The organism is Nocardia sp. 852002-20019_SCH5090214 (assembly GCF_001665865.1).
Classification (GTDB): Bacteria; Actinomycetota; Actinomycetes; order Mycobacteriales; family Mycobacteriaceae; genus Nocardia; species Nocardia nova.
Genome location: NZ_LZMK01000186.1, coordinates 39,476 through 57,671 on the forward strand (window position 1 = coordinate 39,476; position 18,196 = coordinate 57,671).

An 18,196-nucleotide genomic window follows, 5' to 3' on the forward strand; every position below is an offset into this window, starting at 1 on the left:
CCCAGCATGCCACAGCGAGTTCCACACGAAGATTGACAGGATGTCCTTCCTGAATCAGGCTGTGACGTGAGCGACATCACAGAGACGAGGTGTGCGATGACGGCCGACGCCCTGCAGACCAGGCCCATCCCGACGCAGCGGCGGGAGGACCGCGGCTACCCCGTACTCGGGCAAGTTTTGCAATTCGCCCAGGACCCGCTGGCTCTGTTCCAGCGCGAATGGGATCACTACGGGCCGGTCGCCCCGATGTACTCACTCGGCCGGACCGCGGCCCTGCTGCTCGGCCCCGACGCGTGCGGCGAGGCACTGCTGAACAAGGACGGGGCGCTGGCCAACGGTCCGGCGTGGTCGCGGCTGGTCGGCCCGTTCTTCCACGGCGGGCTCATGCTCATCGATTTCGACGAGCACAAGCGGCATCGGCGAATCATGCAGCAGGCGTTCACCCGCCCCCGCCTGCAGGCCTATACCGAGCGCCTGCATCCGGCGATCGAACAGGGTGTCGCGCAGTGGGGTGAGAGCGAATCCTTCCCCGCCTACTGGAAACTCAAGCAACTCACCCTCGATATCGCCGCCGATCTGTTCATGGGTGGCGCCGCGGACACCTCACCGGCCCAGATGGAGCGGATCAACAAGGCGTTCATCGCGTGCGTGCAGGCCGCGGCCGGAATCGTGCGCGGCAACGTGCCGTTCACCCGCTGGGGCAGGGCCTATCGCGGCCGGCGAGTGCTCGAAGACTTTCTACGGCACTATCTGCCCGCGAAACGCGCCGAGCAGACCGACGACATCTTCTCGGTGCTGTGCCATATCGAAGACGAGAACGGTGCCCGGTTCAGCGACGACGACGTGGTCAACCACATGATCTTCTTGATGATGGCCGCCCACGACACCTCCACCATCACCACCTCGACGATCCTGCAGTACCTCGGACAACACCCGGAATGGCAGCAGCGTTGCCGCAGTGAGGCATCGGCGCTGGGCCCCGCGCCGTCGATGGCCGAACTCGAGCGCCTGGAGTCCATCGATCTGGTGATGCGCGAGGCGCTGCGACTGCGCGCCCCGGTTCCGGTCCTGGTCCGCTACGCGGTGAAAGACACGGTGATCCAAGGGGTTCGAATCCCGGCCGACACCGATGTGGTCGTCGGAATCCAGTTCACCCATCTGATGCCGCAGTACTGGACCGACCCGCACACCTTCGATCCCGACCGCTTCGGCCCCGAACGCCGCGAGGACAAATCCCATCGCTTCGCGTGGGAGCCCTTCGGCGGCGGCGCGCACAAATGCATCGGCATGCATTTCGGTGGGCTGGAAGTGAAGTCGATCATGCATCGCCTGCTGCGCGACTACCACTGGCGGGTGGATCCCGCCTACGTCGCGCCCCTGGACTACCACTCCCTGCCCTACCCCAAGGACGGCCTGCCCATCACCTTCGTCCGCAACTGAGCGCGCCCGCTATCTCCGCGGCAAGCCCATCACCAGGGTGGCGATGGTGTTGAGCTGGATCTCCAGGGTCCCGCCGCCGATCACCCAGCTGGGGATGTCGAGTTCGTGGAGGACGACTTCGCAGTCCTTCTCGTTCAGCGCCGCGGCCGGCCCGACGAGTTCGAGCGCGGCGGCCGCGGCGTCGGTGTGCAGCATGGAGGCCGCGGCCTTGGAAATGCTGGTGGCCGGGCCGATTGCGTGACCGTCGAGGCGGCGGATGGTCTCGCGCAGGTTCATCGCCGAGATGGCGGCTCCGCGGGCACTGATCCGTCCCAGCACACGCAGGGCGTTGTCGCGACTGCCCGCGTACTCCCCGCGCTCGATGATGCCGACGATGCGGGAGTTGTGCCCGGGGTCGCGGACGCCACCGATGAAAAGCCGTTCCTGGGCAAGGGTTTCCAGCGTCAGCGCCCAGCCCTGTCCGACCTCGCCGAGGACCATGTCGCCGGGTACGAAGGCGTCGTCGAAGAACACCTCGTTGAATTCGGCGTTACCGCTGGACTGGGTGATCGGCCGGACCGTCACCCCCGCACCGTGCATATCGACCAGGAACATGGTCAGGCCCCGGTGGCGTTCGGCCTCGGGATCGGTGCGGGCCAGCAGCAGTCCCCAGTCGCAGCGATGCGCCAGTGTGGTCCAGATCTTCTGCCCGTTCAGCCGCCAGCCGTCGCCGTCCTCGGTGGCGCGCAGGCTCAGCGACGCCACATCCGAACCCGCCTCCGGTTCGCTCATCAGCTGGCACCAGATCTCCTCGCCGCGCAGGGCGGGCGCGGCCAGCCGGGCGAGCTGTTCGGGGGTGCTGCGCTGCAGCACGATCGGCACCACCCACTGGCCGATTCCCATGGAGGGCTGGGCGATTCCGTGCTTGTCGTATTCGTCCTGCAGGATCAACTGTTCCAGCGGACCGGCCTCGATCCCCCACGGTTTCGGCATCGGCGGCGAGACCAGCCCGGAGTCGGCGAGCAGGGTCCGCCGGGGGCCGGTATTGGTGGCGTCGTGGTCACCGATCTTGCCCGGATTCGGATTGTCCAGGGCGGCGGCCCGGTCCAGAATCTCCGAAACCCATTCGCGGAACGAGGAATCGGTTTCCGGCAGCGGCACCGCGAATGTGCGCGGGCCGCCGAGCGCGACCTCACCGAGGCGGCGTTCCCAGCTCTCCGCGCACCCGCCGAGCCCGGCCAGCGACATCGCCCGCCGCCAGTACAGGTGCAGATCGTGCTCCCAGGTGAACCCGATCGCGCCGTGCAAGCACAGACATTCCACGGCCGCGTGCACGGCGTTGCCGAGGGTGGTGAGCGCGGCGCCGGCCGCGGCGTGCGTGCGCTGAGCCGGTTCGTCGGCGAGGCCGCGCACCGCGTCCCAGGCCGCCGAGGTGGCCAGTTCACTGGTGATCAGCAGTTGCGCGGCACGGTGCTGCACGGCCTGGAAGGAACCGATGGGGCGGCCGAATTGCTTGCGGGCCTTGACATATTCGATGGCCGTGTCCGAACACCAGCGGATCACCCCAGCCGCTTCGGCGGCCATGAAGGCGGTGGCGACCGCCTCGGCGTAGCCCGAGTCGATGCCGGTGAGCTCGATTCCGGCGACATCGTGCAGGCGGACGACGGCGAGGTCGCGGCCGAGGTCCGATCCGGCACACGCCTCGATCCGCACGCCCGCGGCGCCACGTTCCACCAGCAACCAGCGGGTCCGGTCGCCGTCGGCCGCGGCCACCAGGAGTACGTCGGCCGCGGCGGCGCCCAGGACCGGGGCGGTGGTACCGCTCGCCCCGCCGTCGGCGAACCGCACCCCGTGTCCGGCATCCACGGTCGCACCGGTCCCGCCCTCGGCGAAACGTCGCAACGTATCGCTCACCGCCGCAACGGATTCCGCCGAGGCGACGATGGCGCTGGTGATCACCGAGGGCAGGAGCGGGCCGGGCAGCAGCGCCCGCCCGGCTTCGGCGAGCACCACCGCGATCTCGTCCGGAGTTCCGCCCTGTCCGCCCACCTCGTCCGGCAGATGCACACCGGGCAGACCCAGTGCGACCAGGTCGGCCCAGAAGGTGGGCCGTTCGCCGGCGGCGAGGCGATCGGTGTGCTTGCGGGTGTATTCACGGGTGTGGTGGCGGTCGGCGAATCCGCTGACGGCCTGCGCCAGCGCCGCCTGATCCGCGGTCAGGGCTAGGGGCACGATCTCACTCCGCTCGGCGTCGATACGGTCCGGGCTCCCGGCCGCGCACCCCGATTAGAACAGGTTCGCAGCGATGTGCGGGGCGGTTCACCGCGAGGACGTGACGCCCTGCGTCGCGGCGCGCGCGTGCGCGGGCCGGGTCGCCACCCCGTGCCAGGCCGACCCCGCCCCGGATTCGCCGATGCGGTAGATCTGCACGGTCGCGGCCACGCTCGCGGCGATCGCGACGACAGCCACCGCGCCCACCACCAGCCGGGAGAGCCCGCGCTCACGGGTCGCACGCATATGAACCACCACGATCAGGCCCGCCGCGACGAGCAACGCGACGGCGAAGTAGAGGAAGGTGTCGCCGAGATGGGTGTGGGTGCTCAGATCGGGATTGGCGCCGACCCGGCGCTCGAGCCATTCACCGGCCTCGGTGGTGATCGGAGTCAGGACGAGGACCACCACCGCCAGCGCCAGGTTCAGCCACACGAACCGCCGGCGCGCCGCCGGCCACAGCGCACACGCGATGGTGAGCACGGCGGTCAGCGGCACCAGCACCACCACGAAATGGACCAGAAGGATATGAGCGGGCAGCCCATTGAGAGTCGACATCGAAGGTCTTTCTTTCGGACGGACGAACGCGCGCCAGCGTTCCACGACCCTGCTGTGAAATCGCTGAGCCGCGACGCCGTCGTGATGAAGGTGACACTGCCGTCGGCCCCCGCCGATGTCGGCGGCGGTACAGCCGGGCCGCAGTGGGTAGTCGACGGCCATAGGCGAATGTTTGCTGTCCTGCTGCCGGGCCGTATCTGCGCGCGACCGATCGAAAAACTCTCTCCCGCAATCTATTCGACGACCGAAGGAGTGGAAATCGATGGTTCTGAACGAGACGTACACGCTGTCCAACGGTGTGCGGGTGCCCAAGCTGGGGTTGGGCACCTGGTTCATCGACGACCACGAAGCGGCCCGGGCGGTGGCCGACGCCGTCGACATCGGATACCGCAATATCGACACCGCGCAGGCGTACGGAAACGAACGCGGCGTCGGGGAAGGGATCCGTACCAGCGGCGTCGCGCGTGAGGATCTGTTCGTCTCCAGCAAACTGGCGGCGGAAATCAAGAACTACCCCGACGCGGCCGCCGCCATCGATCGTTCGCTCGAAACGATGGGACTCGACCACATCGACCTCATGCTGATCCACAGTCCGCAGCCCTGGGCCGATTTCCGGGGCGGGGACTACGCGGAGGGCAATCGGGAGGCCTGGCGCGCCCTCGAGGACGCGTATCGAGCGGGCAAGCTGCGGTCCATCGGCGTGTCCAACTTCGAACAGCACGACCTCGACAACATCCTCTCGGCCTGCACCGTCGCGCCACAAGTGAATCAATTGCTCGTGCACGTCGGAAACACTCCGGCCGACCTCATCGCCTACTGCGAGGACGAGAACATCCTCGTGGAGGCCTACTCCCCCATCGCGCACGGGGAAATACTCGAGAATCAGGACCTCGCCGCGATGGCGGACCGCTACGGAGTGACCGTGCCGCAGCTGTGCATCCGCTACACCCTGCAACTCGGCACGCTCCCGCTGCCGAAAACGGCGAACCCGGATCACATGCGAAGCAACGCCCAGGTCGATTTCGTGATCGCCGACGACGACATGCGGGCGCTGCGGAACATGGAGCAGTTCCAGGATTACGGCGAGTCCGGCAGGTTCCCGGTTTTCAGCGGTCGGTAGCCGCGGTGGGCGGGATGCCGAGTGCGAGCAGGGCGGTGTCGTCGTCGACGCCGTCGAATCCCGCGAGCAGCTCGGTCAACGCGGCGATCAGCGCGGGCGCCGAGACCGGGCCGAGGGCATCGATGAATTCGCGAAGACGTTCCTCACCGAGGCGTTCGCGACCGCGGACGCGGGCCTCGGTGAGGCCGTCGCTGTAGAGCAGCAGGGTATCGCCGGGTGCGAGATGTACTGCGCGCCCGGCGAATACCGCATCCGGAAGTGCGCCGACCAGCATGCCGCCCGGAGTCTCGAGCAATTCGGTGGCGCCCTCGGCCCGGATCAGCACCGGTGGCGGATGCCCGCCGGCGGCCAGGGTGAGCGTCGCGCCGGTGGGAGTGGGGCGCACGGAGCCGTAGACCACGGTGCAGAAACCCGTTGTGCCGGTGTCGAATTCGCGGCACAACACCGTGTTGAGGTGTGCCAGCACGGCCAGGGGGTCCGGGTCGTAGACCGCCGCGGCGCGCATCGTGTATCGCGCCGAGGACGTCACCACCGCGGCGTCGGCGCCTTTGCCGCAGACGTCGCCCAGGAAGAATCCCCAGGTGTCGGGGGTCAGCGGGAACAGGTCGTAGAAGTCGCCGCCGACCTCGTCGGCGGACGCGGGATGGTAGTAGGCGGCGACCTGCATACCCGGCACCGCCGGCAGTTCGGACGGCAGCAGACTGCGCTGCAGGGTGGCGGCCAGGGTGAACGCCCGCTCTCGTTCATGCTCGGCGGCCTGGCGAGCGCGCAGGAGCTCCTGCTCGTAGGCGCGGCGCTCGCGGGCATCGAAGACCGTGGTGCGGATCAGTTGCGCGGTGCCGTCGGAGCCGCGTTTCACCACCGACGTCACCAGCACCGGCAACCTCGTCCCGTCGGCGCAGCGCAGGTCGAGAGCCAGGCCGTTGACGTGACCGTGCATGGCCAGCATCGGCGCCATATGGGTCTCGTAGTAGATGCGCGCGCCCACCGCGAGGATATCGGTGAATGCGCGGCGGCCGATCAGCTCGGACCGCTCGTAGCCCAGCCAGCCCACCAGGGTGCTGTTGATCTTGGCGATCGTGCCGTCCATCAGGGTGGACAGGTATCCGCACGGCGCGTTGTCGTAGAGGTCCTCCGCGCTGTCCTCCAGCATCGCCGAGAAGGCGGGGTCGGCATCGGGTGACCGCTCGCTGTCGCGACGGCCGGACTCGCCCTGCCCGCACATCATCATCGGCTTGCCGCGGTCCGGCTCGCGAACGCTTCGATGGCGGCGGCGGTGAGTTCGGGGGCGCTCAGTTGCGGGCAGTGCCCGGTGGCGTCGAGGGTGACCAGTTCGCTGCCCCGGATCCGGTCGTGAACGAATCGGCCCACCTCGCGCGGGGCGATCGGATCCTGCGCGGTTTCCAGGATCAGCGTCGGCACGCTCACCTGCCGCAGGTCGGCACGATTGTCGGACAGGAAGGTGGCCCGCGCGAAAACCCGCGCGATCGCCGGATCCATCCGGCAGAAACTCTCCGTCAACTCGGCGCCCAGTTCCGGCCGGTCCGGATTGCCCATGATCACCGGGGCCATGGACGCCGACCAGCCCAGATAGTTGGCCTCGAGGGCGTCGAGCAATTCCTCGATATCGGCGCGGCTGAATCCACCGCGGTAGTCACCGTCGTCGATATACCGCGGGGAGGGCGTCACCAGCACCAGCTTCGCGAACCGTTCCGGCGCCCGATTCGCCGCCAGCACCGCGATCATCGCCGACACGGAATGGCCGACCAGCACCACATCACGCAGATCCAGCTCGGCACAGATATCGATGATGTCGTCGGCATAGGCGTGCAGGTCGCCGTACCGGTCGGCCGACCACGCCCGGACATCCGAGCGGCCCGAACCGACATGATCGAACAGCACCACCCGGAAACGCCGCGCCAGGATCGGGGTGACCAGGCGCCACATGTTCTGATCACAGCCGAATCCGTGCGCCAGCAGCAGCGTCGGCCCCTCCGCCGGGCCGAGGACGACCACGTTGTTCCTGTCACGCACTGCCACCCGACATGCTTACCACGCCGACGCCGGGCCGACCTTCTCCTCGGGGCCGCGCGTGCCGAAGCCCTCACCGGCACCGGACGCGGTGCACGTTCAGTCCGGCGGCCCTGCTCCGGCCGGGCGCAGCCCGAGGCGGGCGAGTTCGCTCAGCACGGCCGCGACGGCGTCCGGGACGGCCGCCGCTACCGGGCCGGACAGGCCGACACCCGGATCGAGGCACTGTGCCTCGACCGCGACGACGACGAGTTCGGCCGGGGCCTGGCCCAGGACTCGCGCGAGCGGCAGCGCGTCCGCAACGCCGAGCGCGTGCGAACCGGCGGCGCGAGGGCACCCGCGCAGGTCCTCGACCGTGGTGCGCCACACCCGCCCGGGAGCCGGGGGATCGCAGCGAACCGCGTCCACGACCACCGCGAGCTCGAGACCGGCCCACAGGTCGAGAAGGCCGGTGGGTTCGCCGTCACACTGCGCCACTCTGACGGCGGGGATGCGCAGCGATTCGAGGCGACGGGCCACGGCGGGGCCGATGCCGTCGTCGTGGCGGTAGTCGTTCCCGACGCCGATCACCACGGCCCGCGGTCCGGTCATCGGCGGACCAGGTCGAGCTCGAGGAAGTGCGCCGAGCAGGAGATGCACGGGTCGTAGTTGCGGATCGTGCGTTCACACAGGTGGGTGAGTGCCGCATCGTCCAGTCCGAGGTTGGCCTCGACCACCCGGCGCAGGTCGTCCTCGATCGCGGCCTGATTCTGCGAGGTGGGCGGAATGATGGTGGCCGCGCCGACGACTCCGGCGTCGTCGGTTTCGTATCGGTGGTAGAGCACTCCGCGGGGAGCTTCGCTGACGCCGTGGCCGACACCGGCACGCGGCCGCGCCGGGACCGCCGGTCGCGCGGGTCGCTCGTAGTCGTCGATCAGCCGGAGCGCTTCGTCGAGGGCGTAGACGAGTTCGACGGCGCGAACGAGGATGCTGCGGAAGGGGTTACGGCACCGCGCGCGCAGGCCCGCGGCCGCCGCGACCTCGCGGGCCAGCGGTGACAGCTGCGCGGAGTTGAGGCTGTAGCGGGCGAGCGGCCCGGCGAGGTAGCGCCGGCCGTCCAACCGGGCGTGCAACGCGGTGGAATGCGGCACCTGCCCTTCGACGACGTGCGCACCGAAATCGGCTGCGGTGAACGAGGTTCCGGTATCGCTGCGCAGGGTGCCGTCTTCGATGGCGTACCCGTCCGGCGCGGTGAGGGCGAGCAGGTCGTGGTCGAGTTCGAGGTCGGGAAAGTCGAATCCCGCGGCGAATGCGGCGGTCTCGACGGCGTAGTCCCGCGCGCGACGCAGCTGTTCGGCGATCGGATCGAACCGGGCCCGATCCGGTACCGCGTAGAAGCCGCCGATCCGGACGTTGATCGGATGGATCGAGCGACCCCCGACGAGTTCGAGCAGGCTGTTGCCCGCCTTCTTCACCGCCAGACCGTGTTCCACCAGTTCCCGGTGGTCGGCGGCCAGCGCGACGGCATCGGGATAGCCGAGGAAATCGGGCAGGTGCAGCAGGTAGATGTGCAGGGCGTGGCTGGAGATCCACTCACCGCAGTACAACAGCCGCCGCAACGCCGCCAGCGGCGCGTCGAGGCGGATATCGCAGAGTTGTTCGAGTGCGTTACACGCGCTGGTCTGATAGGCCACCGGGCAGATTCCGCAGATGCGGGCGGTGAGATCGGGCGGCTCGGTGTAGGCCCTGCCCCGCAGGAACGCCTCGAAGAACCGTGGCGGCTCGTAGATGTTCAATTCCGCGCGGGTGACCTTGTCGCCCTCGACGACGACCCGCAGGGCTCCTTCGCCCTCCACCCGAGCCAGCGAATTCACCGTCAATCGCCTACTGCGGTGGCTCATCTCGCCCCCTTTCCGCAAACGGCGGTGCGGCCGCGGCGAATGTGGCGAACACCCGATCGACATCGTCGTAGGACATGCCGTTGACGCGCAGGATCGGAAGCAGCGCACCGATATTGGGGCGGGCCATCGGCCCGAAGCATCCGAAACAGCCGCGGTGATACGACGGGCACAGGGCGCCGCAGCCGGCCTGGGTGACCGGGCCCAGGCACGGTATGCCGTCGGCGACCATGACGCAGGTATTGCCGCGGCGCTTGCATTCGGTGCACACACTGGTGTCGGGCAGATCGGGTGCGCGACCGGCCAGCAGGGCGCAGAGGGTGTCGAGGAGCTGGCGGCGGTCGATCGGGCAGCCGCGCAGTTCGTAGTCCACTCGCACATGCGCGGCGATCGGGGTCACGGTGTCCAGCGTCGAGATGTACTCCGGGCTCGCGTACACGATCGAGGTGAAGTCGCCGATATCGGCGAAGTTGCGCAGTGCCTGGATGCCGCCGTGGCTCGCGCAGGCGCCGATCGTGACGAGAATGCGTGACTGCGAACGGATTTCGGCGATCCGATCGACCTCTTCGGGCGTGGAGACCGATCCCTCGACCAGCGACACGTCGTAGGGCCCGGGTTCGACCGCACTGGACGCCTCGGTGAAATGCGCGATCCGGATCCGGCCCGCGAGCGTCAGCAGCTCGTCCTCGCAGTCCAGCAGGGTGAGCTGGCAGCCGTCGCAGGAGGTGAACTTCCATACCGCGAGTGTCGGGACGGTCATCACAACTCCCGTACCGTCATCAGCGGTCCGGCCACCGCGTAGTCGACGACGGGACCGTCCCGGCAGATCAGTAGCGGCCCGAGCTGGCAGTGGCCGCATCGGCCCACGCCGCACTGCATATTGCGCTCCATCGACAGCCGGATGTCGCCGCGGGCCACGCCGTGCCGAATCAGCGTCTGCGCGCAGAACCGCATCATCGGTTCCGGCCCGCACAGGAATGCGGTGGTGCGCGCGGGATCGACGACGAGCGCGCGGAGGGGTTCGGTGACGAAGCCGACCCTTCCGGTCCAGCCGGGAGCCGGGTGATCGACGGTCCGGTACAGCTCGAGCCGGCTGTCGGCCTGCCATGCGCGCTGATCGTCCCGGAAGAGGGTCTCACCGGGGGTTCGCGCGCCGGTGATCAGCACGATCCGGCCGTATTCGGCTCGCCGCGCCAGCGCCTCCAGCACGATCGGACGCAGCGGCGCCATCCCGACTCCACCGCCGACGACGACCAGATCGCGGCCGACGGCGGAATCGAGATCCCATCCGGTGCCGAACGGCCCGCGCACCCCGATCACGGCACCGGGCGGTGAGTCGTACAGCGCGGAGCTCACCGCACCGACCGAGCGGATGGTGTGCTCGAGGAAATTGTCTGCGGCACAGGGATTTCCGCTGACCGAGATGGCGATCTCGCCCACCCCGAATCGGTAGAGCATCATGAACTGGCCGGCCCGGAACCGTTGTGCCGCATCAGCTATCGGGGCGAGGATCAAGGTCGCGGTATCGGCGGTCTGCGCGATGCGCTCGACCACCCGATAACGGAGCATGGTGTCCGGGTCGGCGACCACGGCGGCGGCCGGCGCGCTGCTCACCGCCCACCTCCGCTCTCCCCCCGGCGCAGCGGGGCGGTCGTGGCCGCCTCGCCCGGATTGCGGTAGAGGTTCAGCAACCTCGCCCGGGTGGCCTGCAGCCGCTCCACCAGCGCCTCGAAGAGCAGCAAGGTAAGCGTGTAGCCGAATTTCGGGTCGGCATCGGCGATGTCGGCCAGGCGGGCCGCATCGAATTCGATCGCCTGCACGGGCTCGGTGGTGACGGCGCCGAAATGCCAGCGGTAGGGAGGCACGAGCCATGACCATCCGAGCAGATCACCGGGTCCGAGGGTCTGCACCACGAAGGGCTCGCGGCCGGGAAGCGTCGCGTCCACGGCTACACATCCCGATCGGAGAAGCCAGCATCGGTCGGCTCGGCGGCCCTCCGTGATCAGCCGCTGCCCGGCGGGATAGCGGACGTTTCGCCCGGCTCGCGCGAGCGTGCCGAGTTTGCCGCGGTCCAGCGTGGCGAGCGGCGCGAAGGCTGACAGTTCCTCAGCGGTGGTCATCCTCGCCTCCTTCGGCCGTTTCCGCCAGGCGGGCGACCTCGACGGTCAGGTCGATACCCGCGGGGCACCACGCGATGCAGCGTCCGCACCCCACGCAACCGGAACTGCCGAATTGGTCGTACCAGGTACTCAATTTGTGGGTCAGCCACTGCCGGTACCGGCTCTCTCCCGACTGCCGCACACTGCCGCCGTGCAGATGGGAGAAGTCGAGTTCGAAGCACGAGGCCCACCGCTCCCAGCGCTCGGCATGTGTGCCGGTGAGATCGGTGACGTCCTCGGTGGTGGTGCAGAAACAGGTGGGACACACCATGGTGCAGTTGGCGCAGGTGAGGCAGCGGCTCGCGACGTCCTGCCAGTGTGGCGATTCGCGGGAGCGGCGAAGCACGTCGCGGACATCGACATCCGGCATGCTGCGTCCCATCCGGTCCGCCGCCGCCGCGACCTCGGCTCGCGCCGCCGATATCTCCGCCTCCGAACTCGGTTCGCCGACCAGTTCGGCGGCGATGCGCGCACCCGCCTCGGTACCCACGTCGACGAGGAACCGGTGCCCGGTGTCGTCGATGCGTTCGGTGAGGGCGAGGTCGTAGCCGGAGGACACGTCCGGACCGGTGTGCATCGATGCGCAGAAGCACACGCCGCCCGGCTCGGTGCAGTTCACGCCGATGATGAACAGCTCCCGGCGCCGCGCCGCGAACGCCGAGTCGGGATGGGCGCCGCCGCCGAGCACCTGCCCGAGCACGCCGATCGCGGCCATATCGCAGCCGCGCACTCCGAGAAATGCGGTCGGCGTCGGAATATCCTGCACCGGTTCGGAATTCAGATCCGCGTCGAACCGGGCGATCCGGCGATGAGGCGGCTGGAGGAATTGTTTCCACGATCCCGGGCCGGCCGAATGCGAGAAGACGGCTTCGTCGTCGCGCCGGAACAGCCGATATCGCCCCGGCTCGGTGTGCACACCCCAGCCCCCGGGCAGCCGGGCGCCCGAATCGAGCTCGTCGAGGACTATCGCCCCATCGCGGACCTGCGGGCCGATGACCCGGTATTCGTGCTCGACGAGGACGGTGACGAGCCGATCCAGGCCCGCCCGGTCGATCGTCACGTTGTCGCCGATGGTCATGTGGAGCCTCTGTTCGCCGCAGAGTCGGTATTCGTCGCCGGTTCGCATTCCAGCCTCGTCGCGGGGGTGCCCGACCGGGAGCGCCGAAGGTCCCGGCCGGGGGGCCGGAAGGCCCGAATCGGATCCATCCACGGCAACCGGCGCCGTTGTCCTCGGTGGTCCACGGCGCCGGATCGTCGACCGGCCGGGCCACGAGATCGCCGAGAACCGGATTCGCGCCGAGGGTGCCGGGTAGACTTTCGCCGCGTGCGGGAATCGGCCTCGGTCGCCGATTCCCGTTGCCCGCAACACGTTCGACACGGCACTCCGCATATCGCCGTTGCCGCTTCGTCTCGGAAAGGATTGCGACGTGGAATCCGGCTCCCCTGTCGACCTGCGACAGAACCAGCCCCACACTGCCCGCATGTACGACTACTACCTCGGCGGCCAGGACCACTACAGCGCGGATGCGGAAGCGGCCGAGAAGGTCGTGGCGACCTGGCCCGGAGTGCGGGTGGCCGCGCAGCAGAACCGGGCGTTCATCCACCGTGTGACACGGTTCCTGGCGAACGCGGGGATTCGTCAATTCCTCGATATCGGAACGGGTATCCCCACCGAGCCGAATCTGCATCAGGTGGCCCAGCAGGTCGCCCCCGACTCGCGGGTCGTCTACGTCGACAACGATCCGATCGTGCTCGTCCACGCCCGGGCGTTGATGATCAGCTCCCCGGAGGGACGCACCAACTACATCTCCGCCGACGTCACCACCCCCGAAGCGATTCTCGACGCCCCGGGATTGCACGAGACGCTGGACCTGACCCAGCCGGTCGCGGTCAGCCTCAACGCGCTGATGCATTTCGTGCCCGACGAGCACGGCGCCTACGGGATCATCGAGACGCTGATGAAGCGGTTCGTGCCCGGCTCGTACCTGGTGATGACGCATGTCACCCCGGACTTCGATCCGACGGCGATAGCGACGGTGGTCGAGATCTACCGCCGCAGCGGTCTGCCGTGCCAGGTCCGCAGCCGCGACGAGTTCGCGCGCTTCTTCGACGGCATGGAGCTGATCGAACTGGGTGTCGAGGTGCCGCACCGCTGGCGCCCCGACGGTGTCGCACCCGCGAAGAAGATGGACGTGCAGGTGTCCGCCTACGCGGCCGTCGCACGCAAGTAGCCCGGTCCCCGCATCGTCCGGAACAGGCTGTGCCGCAACCGTTTCGGCGGCAGCTGCTCCCGAACGCCGTCCCGCGCTATCGGCACGCGGGACGGCCGAGCGACGATCGGCCGTCGGTGATGCGCAGCGCCTTGAGCCGGGCATACAGCGTGGTGCGGCTGATGCCGAGTTCGTGGGCCGTCTTGAGCTTGTTGCCCTGATTGCGGCGTAGCGCCTCGACGATGGCATCGCGCTCGGCGCGCTCGCGACCGGAAAGGCGGCGGGCCCGCGAGGACACGCGGTAACGGTCCGGCAGGTCGGCTACCGTCACGTCCCCGCGATGGCGATGCCGCAGCACATGCGCCAGGACGGCCTTGAGTTCGTGCAGGTTGCCGGGCCACGGGTGGGTGGCGAGCAATTCGATCACGCTCGGCAGCAACCGCACATCGGCGGACGGATCGAGCTCGTGCAGCAGGGTTTTCGTGATCGCGGGCAGTTCGGCGACGCGTTCGTGCAGCGGCGCCACGTCCACCCGCTGCACACACCTGGCCGCCAGCGCGGCATGCGCGCCGTGGGTAGTGCGCAGCGGCAGCGAGGTGAGCAACACTCTGCGCCCGCGCGCGGCGTCGATCGCATCGATCAGTTGGTCGACCACCGGCTCCGGCAGGGCATCGACCCCGTCGACGCAGACGGCGCCACCGGGGCCGGACAAGTTCTCCCGCAGCCTGTCGATCCAGTGCTGGGCGCCGTCCGCCGCGACGTCCGCGCATTGATGGAATTCCACGTCTGCGCCGCGCGCCAGCCGCCGAGCCTCGCTGCTGCGGCCGGAGCCTCGTTCGCCGACGATCAGAACCGGTCCCGTCGCCCCTTCCAGCGCCCGGTGCCCGGTGGTGCCCGCCGGCACCCTGGTCACGGTCGCGGCCTCTTCGAGGGGTTCGAAGTGGAACAGCATGCCGGTGCCGGCGCCGGGCGCCTGGGACAGATGAATGCGCACCGCCGCACCGGACGCGAGCCGAACCTCGGTGACGCGCGGATGTGCGGCGGTCCGCTCCGCCAGCAGGCGCAACAGCGCGTAGTCGGACGGGCCGAGCAGATCCACCGCGCTCTTGTTGGTCAGCACGATGTCGTCACCGACCGCGGCGATGGCGCGCCGCTGCCGGGAAACGGTCTGGAACGCGGCCAGCAGCGCACGTTCGGACGCCTTGGCCTGATCCAGCAGCCGTTGTTCGATATCCTGTGCCGCCCGCTGCAGAAACGGGCCGAGCAGCGGATCGGCGTGGGTGTTGGTGCTGGTGATGTCCAAGGCGCCGACCAGGCGGCGGGTGACCGGATGCAGGATCGGGTGACCGTAGCAGGTGAATCCCTTGAAGCGCTCGATGTAGTGCTCGGAGCCGTTGACGGCGATGCCGCGGCGGGTTTCGAGCGCGGTACCCAGCGCATTGGTGCCGAAGGTGTCCTCAGCGAGGCTGGTTCCGCTCCGGATGCCCAGTGTGTCCAGCGCCTGCTCGAAGCGCGGATCGCCGAACCACCGGTAGACCAGCCGGCACTCGCGATCCGCGAGCAGCAGGCTGTAGGCGGTGTCGGCGAGGGCGACCGCCATCTGATCGAGAACCGGCCGCGCGGCCTCGAGCAGCCGGCTGCGCGGATCGACCTCCACCGTGGGCAGATCGGGGAATCCGTCGAATTCGGGTGGTACGCCGGACAGCTTCGAGCGCCGCCACGACAGCTCGATCTCCCGGCGCGGCGCCGACGCCGTCGCCTCGCCGCACTGCGATGTCGCCATCCGGTGCTACCTCCTGTCTGCCGGGCATACCCACGTCGGCCGCGGTTCGCCTGCCACGCTCCCGGGCGGGGACCGCGGCCGCCACCGTGGCGGCGGCCGCGGGGCGGACCTACGATCCGGCGTGGATCACCACACCACGGATATTCTTGCCGTCGCGCAGGTCTTGATAGCCCTGATTGATGTCTTCGAGCGAATATCGCGTGGTGATCAGCTCGTCGAGCTTCAACTGGCCGCTGTCGTAGAGACGCAGCAGCCGCACGATGTCGTACTGCGGGTTGGCGGATCCGAACAGCGTGCCCTTGATGGTCTTCTCGTTCAGGGTCAGCTCGGCGCCGGAGACGTGAACGGTGAGCTTGGCCGGATCGGCCAGGCCCGTGACGACGACCGTCCCACCCTTGCCGATGACGGCGAAGGCGGCCGACACGACCTCCTCGGTCACCGTGCCGACGGTGATGATCGCCTGGTCGGCGCCCTGCCCCCAGGACAGTTCGGCGACCTTCTCGGCCGCCTCCTCGAACGTCGAGAAGGCATGGGTGGCACCCATTTTCAGCGCCGTCTCGCGTTTGAAGCCGACCGGGTCGACCACCACGACGTACTTGGCCCCGGCATGGACGGCGCCCTGCACCGAATTGATGCCCAGCCCGCCGATGCCGTAGACGACGGTGATGTCTCCGGCGCGCACATTGCCCGAGTAGACCGCGCTGCCCCACCCCGTCGGCACCCCGCAACCCACGACGACCGCGGTCTCGAGGGGCAGCCAGTCGTCGACCTTCACCACCGAATGCTGGGAGATCGTCGCCCGCTCGGAGAAGGTGCCCAGCATGCACATCGCACCGAAATCCATTCCGCCGGAATGGAATCGGAACGTCCCGTCGGGCATGCAGCCGTCCAGGATGGTCGCACCCATATCGCACAGGTTCTGCCGGCCGGTCGAACAGTACCGGCAGGTGCCGCAGTTGGGAATGAAACTGCACACCACGTGGTCGCCGGGAGCGACCTTGGTGACGCCGGGACCGACCTCCTCGATGATTCCCGAGCCCTCGTGCCCGCCGACGATCGGATAGCGCGGCGGCAGATCGCCGTCGGTGAGATGCAGGTCGGAATGACACAGTCCGGCTGCGGTGTAGCGGATCAGGACCTCGCCGGGGCCGGGCCCGTCCAGGTCGAGTTCCATCAGTTCGAACGGTTTGCCGGGCTCGACGAGTACTGCTGCTGTTGTCTTCACGAAAGTTCTCCTGCGCTGGAATCAGAGGGCGACGTTGACCGACTTGGTCTGCAAATACAGGTCCAGGCCGTCCGGGCCGAGTTCACGGCCCCAGCCGGACTGCTTGTAACCGCCGAAGGGCATCGCGGTGTCGAAGCCGTTGTACTGGTTGATCCACACCGAGCCGGCTTTCAGCTCGCGGGCCACCCGGTGGGCCTTGGAGATGTCACGGGTCCAGATGCCCGCGGCCAGGCCGTAGATCGAATCGTTGGCCTGGTGCGCGGCGGCCGCGATCCCTTCGTCGGCGTCGAACGGAAGCGCCGCCACGACCGGGCCGAAGATCTCCTCGCGCACGATGCTGAATTCGGGCCGCACGTCGATGAATACGGTCGGTTGCACGAAGTATCCGGTGTCGCCGTGGCGGCCCCCGCCGGTGAGCGCCTTCGCCCCGTCGGCGAGGCCGGCCTGCAGATAGGCGGTGACGCGGTCGAACTGCTCCTGTGACACCAGCGGGCCCAGCTCGGTGGACGGGTCCAAGCCGGGACCGATCTTCACCCGCGAGGCGGCCTCGGCCACCGCGGCGGTGAAATCGCCGAAGATCTTGTCCTCCACATACAGTCGCGTCCCCGCGACACAGCACTGGCCGTGATTGAACAGCCAGGCGTTGAGCGAGCCGGTGACCGCGGCCTCGAAATCCGCGTCGGCGAACACGACGTTGGGGCTCTTGCCGCCCAGCTCCAGCGACACCTTCTTCAGATTGCCCTTGGCAGCGTCGACGACCAACTTGCCGACCTCCGTGGATCCGGTGAAGGCGACCTTGTCGACGCCGTCGTGCGCGGCCAGGGCGGCGCCGGCATCGCCGAATCCGGTCACGATATTGACCACGCCGGGCGGGAATCCGGCCTCCTGGAACACCTCTCCCAGCAGCAGCGCGGTCAGCGGAGTCTGCTCGGCGGGCTTGAGCACCACCGTATTTCCGGCAGCCAGCGCGGGGGCCAGCTTCCAGGCTGCCATCAACAGCGGGAAGTTCCACGGCACGATCAGCCCGCAGACCCCCACCGGCTCGCGCAGGGTGTACGCGTGGAACCGGCTGCCGGGCGGCGCGAACGGCATCGACACATCGACCGTGCTGCCCACGATCTTGGTCGCCCAGCCCGCGTAGTACCGGAAGACGTCGGCCGCCCACGCGGTGTCGACGACGGTGGCGACCGCCGCGGATTTACCGTTGTCCAGCGCCTCGAGTTCGCCGAACTGCTCCGCGCGTTCGGAGAGAAGATCGCCCACCCGCCACAGCAGCCGTTCGCGCTCATTGGGTTTCATCCACTGCCACGGCCCGTTGTCGAAGGCGCGGCGGGCGGCGCGGACGGCGCGGTCCACGTCGGCCGCCTCGCCGTGGGCCACCTCCGCCAGCACACCGCCGTCGGCGGGATTGTGCGTCGCGAATGTCCGACCCGACTGGGCATCGGTCCATTCGCCGTCGATCAGCAACTGCTTTCGACCGCTGAGTACCGCCCGAACGTCCGCTCGGACCGGGAACTCGGAGACGACCGTCATCGAAACCTCC

16 protein-coding genes are annotated in these 18,196 nt (G+C 68.7%); 3 read left to right on the top strand and 13 right to left on the bottom strand.

What is annotated here, in order from left to right:
- The first annotated feature begins 66 nt into the window (after nt 1-66).
- Entirely contained in the window at nt 67-1,440 is a 1,374-nt protein-coding gene (locus A5780_RS14915; protein ID WP_369829526.1) for a cytochrome P450, read from the top strand.
- A gap of 9 nt (nt 1,441-1,449) precedes the next feature.
- Here A5780_RS14915 and A5780_RS14920 read toward each other — a convergent pair whose 3' ends face one another.
- On the bottom strand, nt 1,450-3,651 hold the full coding sequence (locus A5780_RS14920; protein ID WP_064908726.1) for an acyl-CoA dehydrogenase: 2,202 nt from the start codon (nt 3,649-3,651) through the stop codon (nt 1,450-1,452).
- Nucleotides 3,652-3,738: 87 nt separating this feature from the next.
- A complete protein-coding gene (locus A5780_RS14925; RefSeq protein WP_063014167.1) occupies nt 3,739-4,248 on the bottom strand; it encodes a DUF2231 domain-containing protein in 510 nt (169 codons plus the stop codon).
- Nucleotides 4,249-4,510: 262 nt separating this feature from the next.
- On the opposite strand from A5780_RS14925, the gene A5780_RS14930 reads away from it, so the two are divergent.
- Nucleotides 4,511-5,368 (top strand): aldo/keto reductase, encoded by an 858-nt coding sequence (locus tag A5780_RS14930; RefSeq protein ID WP_063014170.1) that lies wholly within the window; start codon nt 4,511-4,513, stop codon nt 5,366-5,368.
- Here A5780_RS14930 and A5780_RS14935 read toward each other — a convergent pair.
- From A5780_RS14935 to A5780_RS14970, 8 genes are all read right to left on the bottom strand, one after another.
- Nucleotides 5,355-6,521: a SpoIIE family protein phosphatase gene (locus A5780_RS14935; protein WP_064908752.1), complete on the bottom strand. Its 1,167-nt coding sequence runs from the start codon at nt 6,519-6,521 to the stop codon at nt 5,355-5,357. The two genes, A5780_RS14930 and A5780_RS14935, sit on opposite strands and share 14 nt — an antisense overlap.
- A 74-nt stretch (nt 6,522-6,595) precedes the next feature.
- Nucleotides 6,596-7,408: an alpha/beta fold hydrolase gene (locus A5780_RS14940; protein WP_063014171.1), complete on the bottom strand. Its 813-nt coding sequence runs from the start codon at nt 7,406-7,408 to the stop codon at nt 6,596-6,598.
- A gap of 90 nt (nt 7,409-7,498) precedes the next feature.
- A complete protein-coding gene (locus A5780_RS14945) occupies nt 7,499-7,990 on the bottom strand; it encodes a hydrogenase maturation protease (RefSeq protein ID WP_064908727.1) in 492 nt (163 codons plus the stop codon).
- Nucleotides 7,987-9,279, bottom strand: a complete 1,293-nt coding sequence (locus A5780_RS14950; RefSeq protein WP_064908728.1) for a Ni/Fe hydrogenase subunit alpha — start codon at nt 9,277-9,279, stop codon at nt 7,987-7,989. Before A5780_RS14950 ends, A5780_RS14945 begins: the two co-directional genes overlap by 4 nt.
- Nucleotides 9,263-10,036: an oxidoreductase gene (locus tag A5780_RS14955; RefSeq protein WP_063017225.1), complete on the bottom strand. Its 774-nt coding sequence runs from the start codon at nt 10,034-10,036 to the stop codon at nt 9,263-9,265. The genes A5780_RS14950 and A5780_RS14955 overlap by 17 nt, the downstream gene beginning before the upstream one ends.
- Nucleotides 10,036-10,845, bottom strand: a complete 810-nt coding sequence (locus A5780_RS14960; RefSeq protein ID WP_064908753.1) for an FAD/NAD(P)-binding protein — start codon at nt 10,843-10,845, stop codon at nt 10,036-10,038. Before A5780_RS14960 ends, A5780_RS14955 begins: the two co-directional genes overlap by 1 nt.
- 41 nt (nt 10,846-10,886) lie before the next feature.
- On the bottom strand, nt 10,887-11,396 hold the full coding sequence (locus A5780_RS14965) for a Crp/Fnr family transcriptional regulator (RefSeq protein ID WP_064908729.1): 510 nt from the start codon (nt 11,394-11,396) through the stop codon (nt 10,887-10,889).
- Nucleotides 11,383-12,513, bottom strand: a complete 1,131-nt coding sequence (locus tag A5780_RS14970; RefSeq protein WP_064908754.1) for a 4Fe-4S dicluster domain-containing protein — start codon at nt 12,511-12,513, stop codon at nt 11,383-11,385. The genes A5780_RS14965 and A5780_RS14970 overlap by 14 nt, the downstream gene beginning before the upstream one ends.
- Before the next feature lie 349 nt (nt 12,514-12,862).
- Here A5780_RS14970 and A5780_RS14975 point away from each other — a divergent pair, with 349 nt between their 5' ends.
- Nucleotides 12,863-13,666: an SAM-dependent methyltransferase gene (locus A5780_RS14975; RefSeq protein WP_231982959.1), complete on the top strand. Its 804-nt coding sequence runs from the start codon at nt 12,863-12,865 to the stop codon at nt 13,664-13,666.
- A 76-nt stretch (nt 13,667-13,742) separates the two neighbouring features.
- Here the strand turns inward: A5780_RS14975 and A5780_RS14980 are convergent, their stop codons facing one another.
- The 3 genes from A5780_RS14980 to A5780_RS14990 all read right to left on the bottom strand — a co-directional run bounded on the left by A5780_RS14980 (nt 13,743) and on the right by A5780_RS14990 (nt 18,186).
- On the bottom strand, nt 13,743-15,428 hold the full coding sequence (locus A5780_RS14980; RefSeq protein WP_064908731.1) for a sigma-54-dependent Fis family transcriptional regulator: 1,686 nt from the start codon (nt 15,426-15,428) through the stop codon (nt 13,743-13,745).
- A gap of 109 nt (nt 15,429-15,537) precedes the next feature.
- The gene (locus A5780_RS14985; protein WP_064908732.1) at nt 15,538-16,653 is read right to left on the bottom strand and encodes an NDMA-dependent alcohol dehydrogenase; all 1,116 of its coding nucleotides are present in this window, start codon (nt 16,651-16,653) and stop codon (nt 15,538-15,540) included.
- A 21-nt stretch (nt 16,654-16,674) separates the two neighbouring features.
- Nucleotides 16,675-18,186, bottom strand: a complete 1,512-nt coding sequence (locus A5780_RS14990) for an aldehyde dehydrogenase family protein (RefSeq protein ID WP_064908733.1) — start codon at nt 18,184-18,186, stop codon at nt 16,675-16,677.
- Nucleotides 18,187-18,196: the final 10 nt, after the last annotated feature.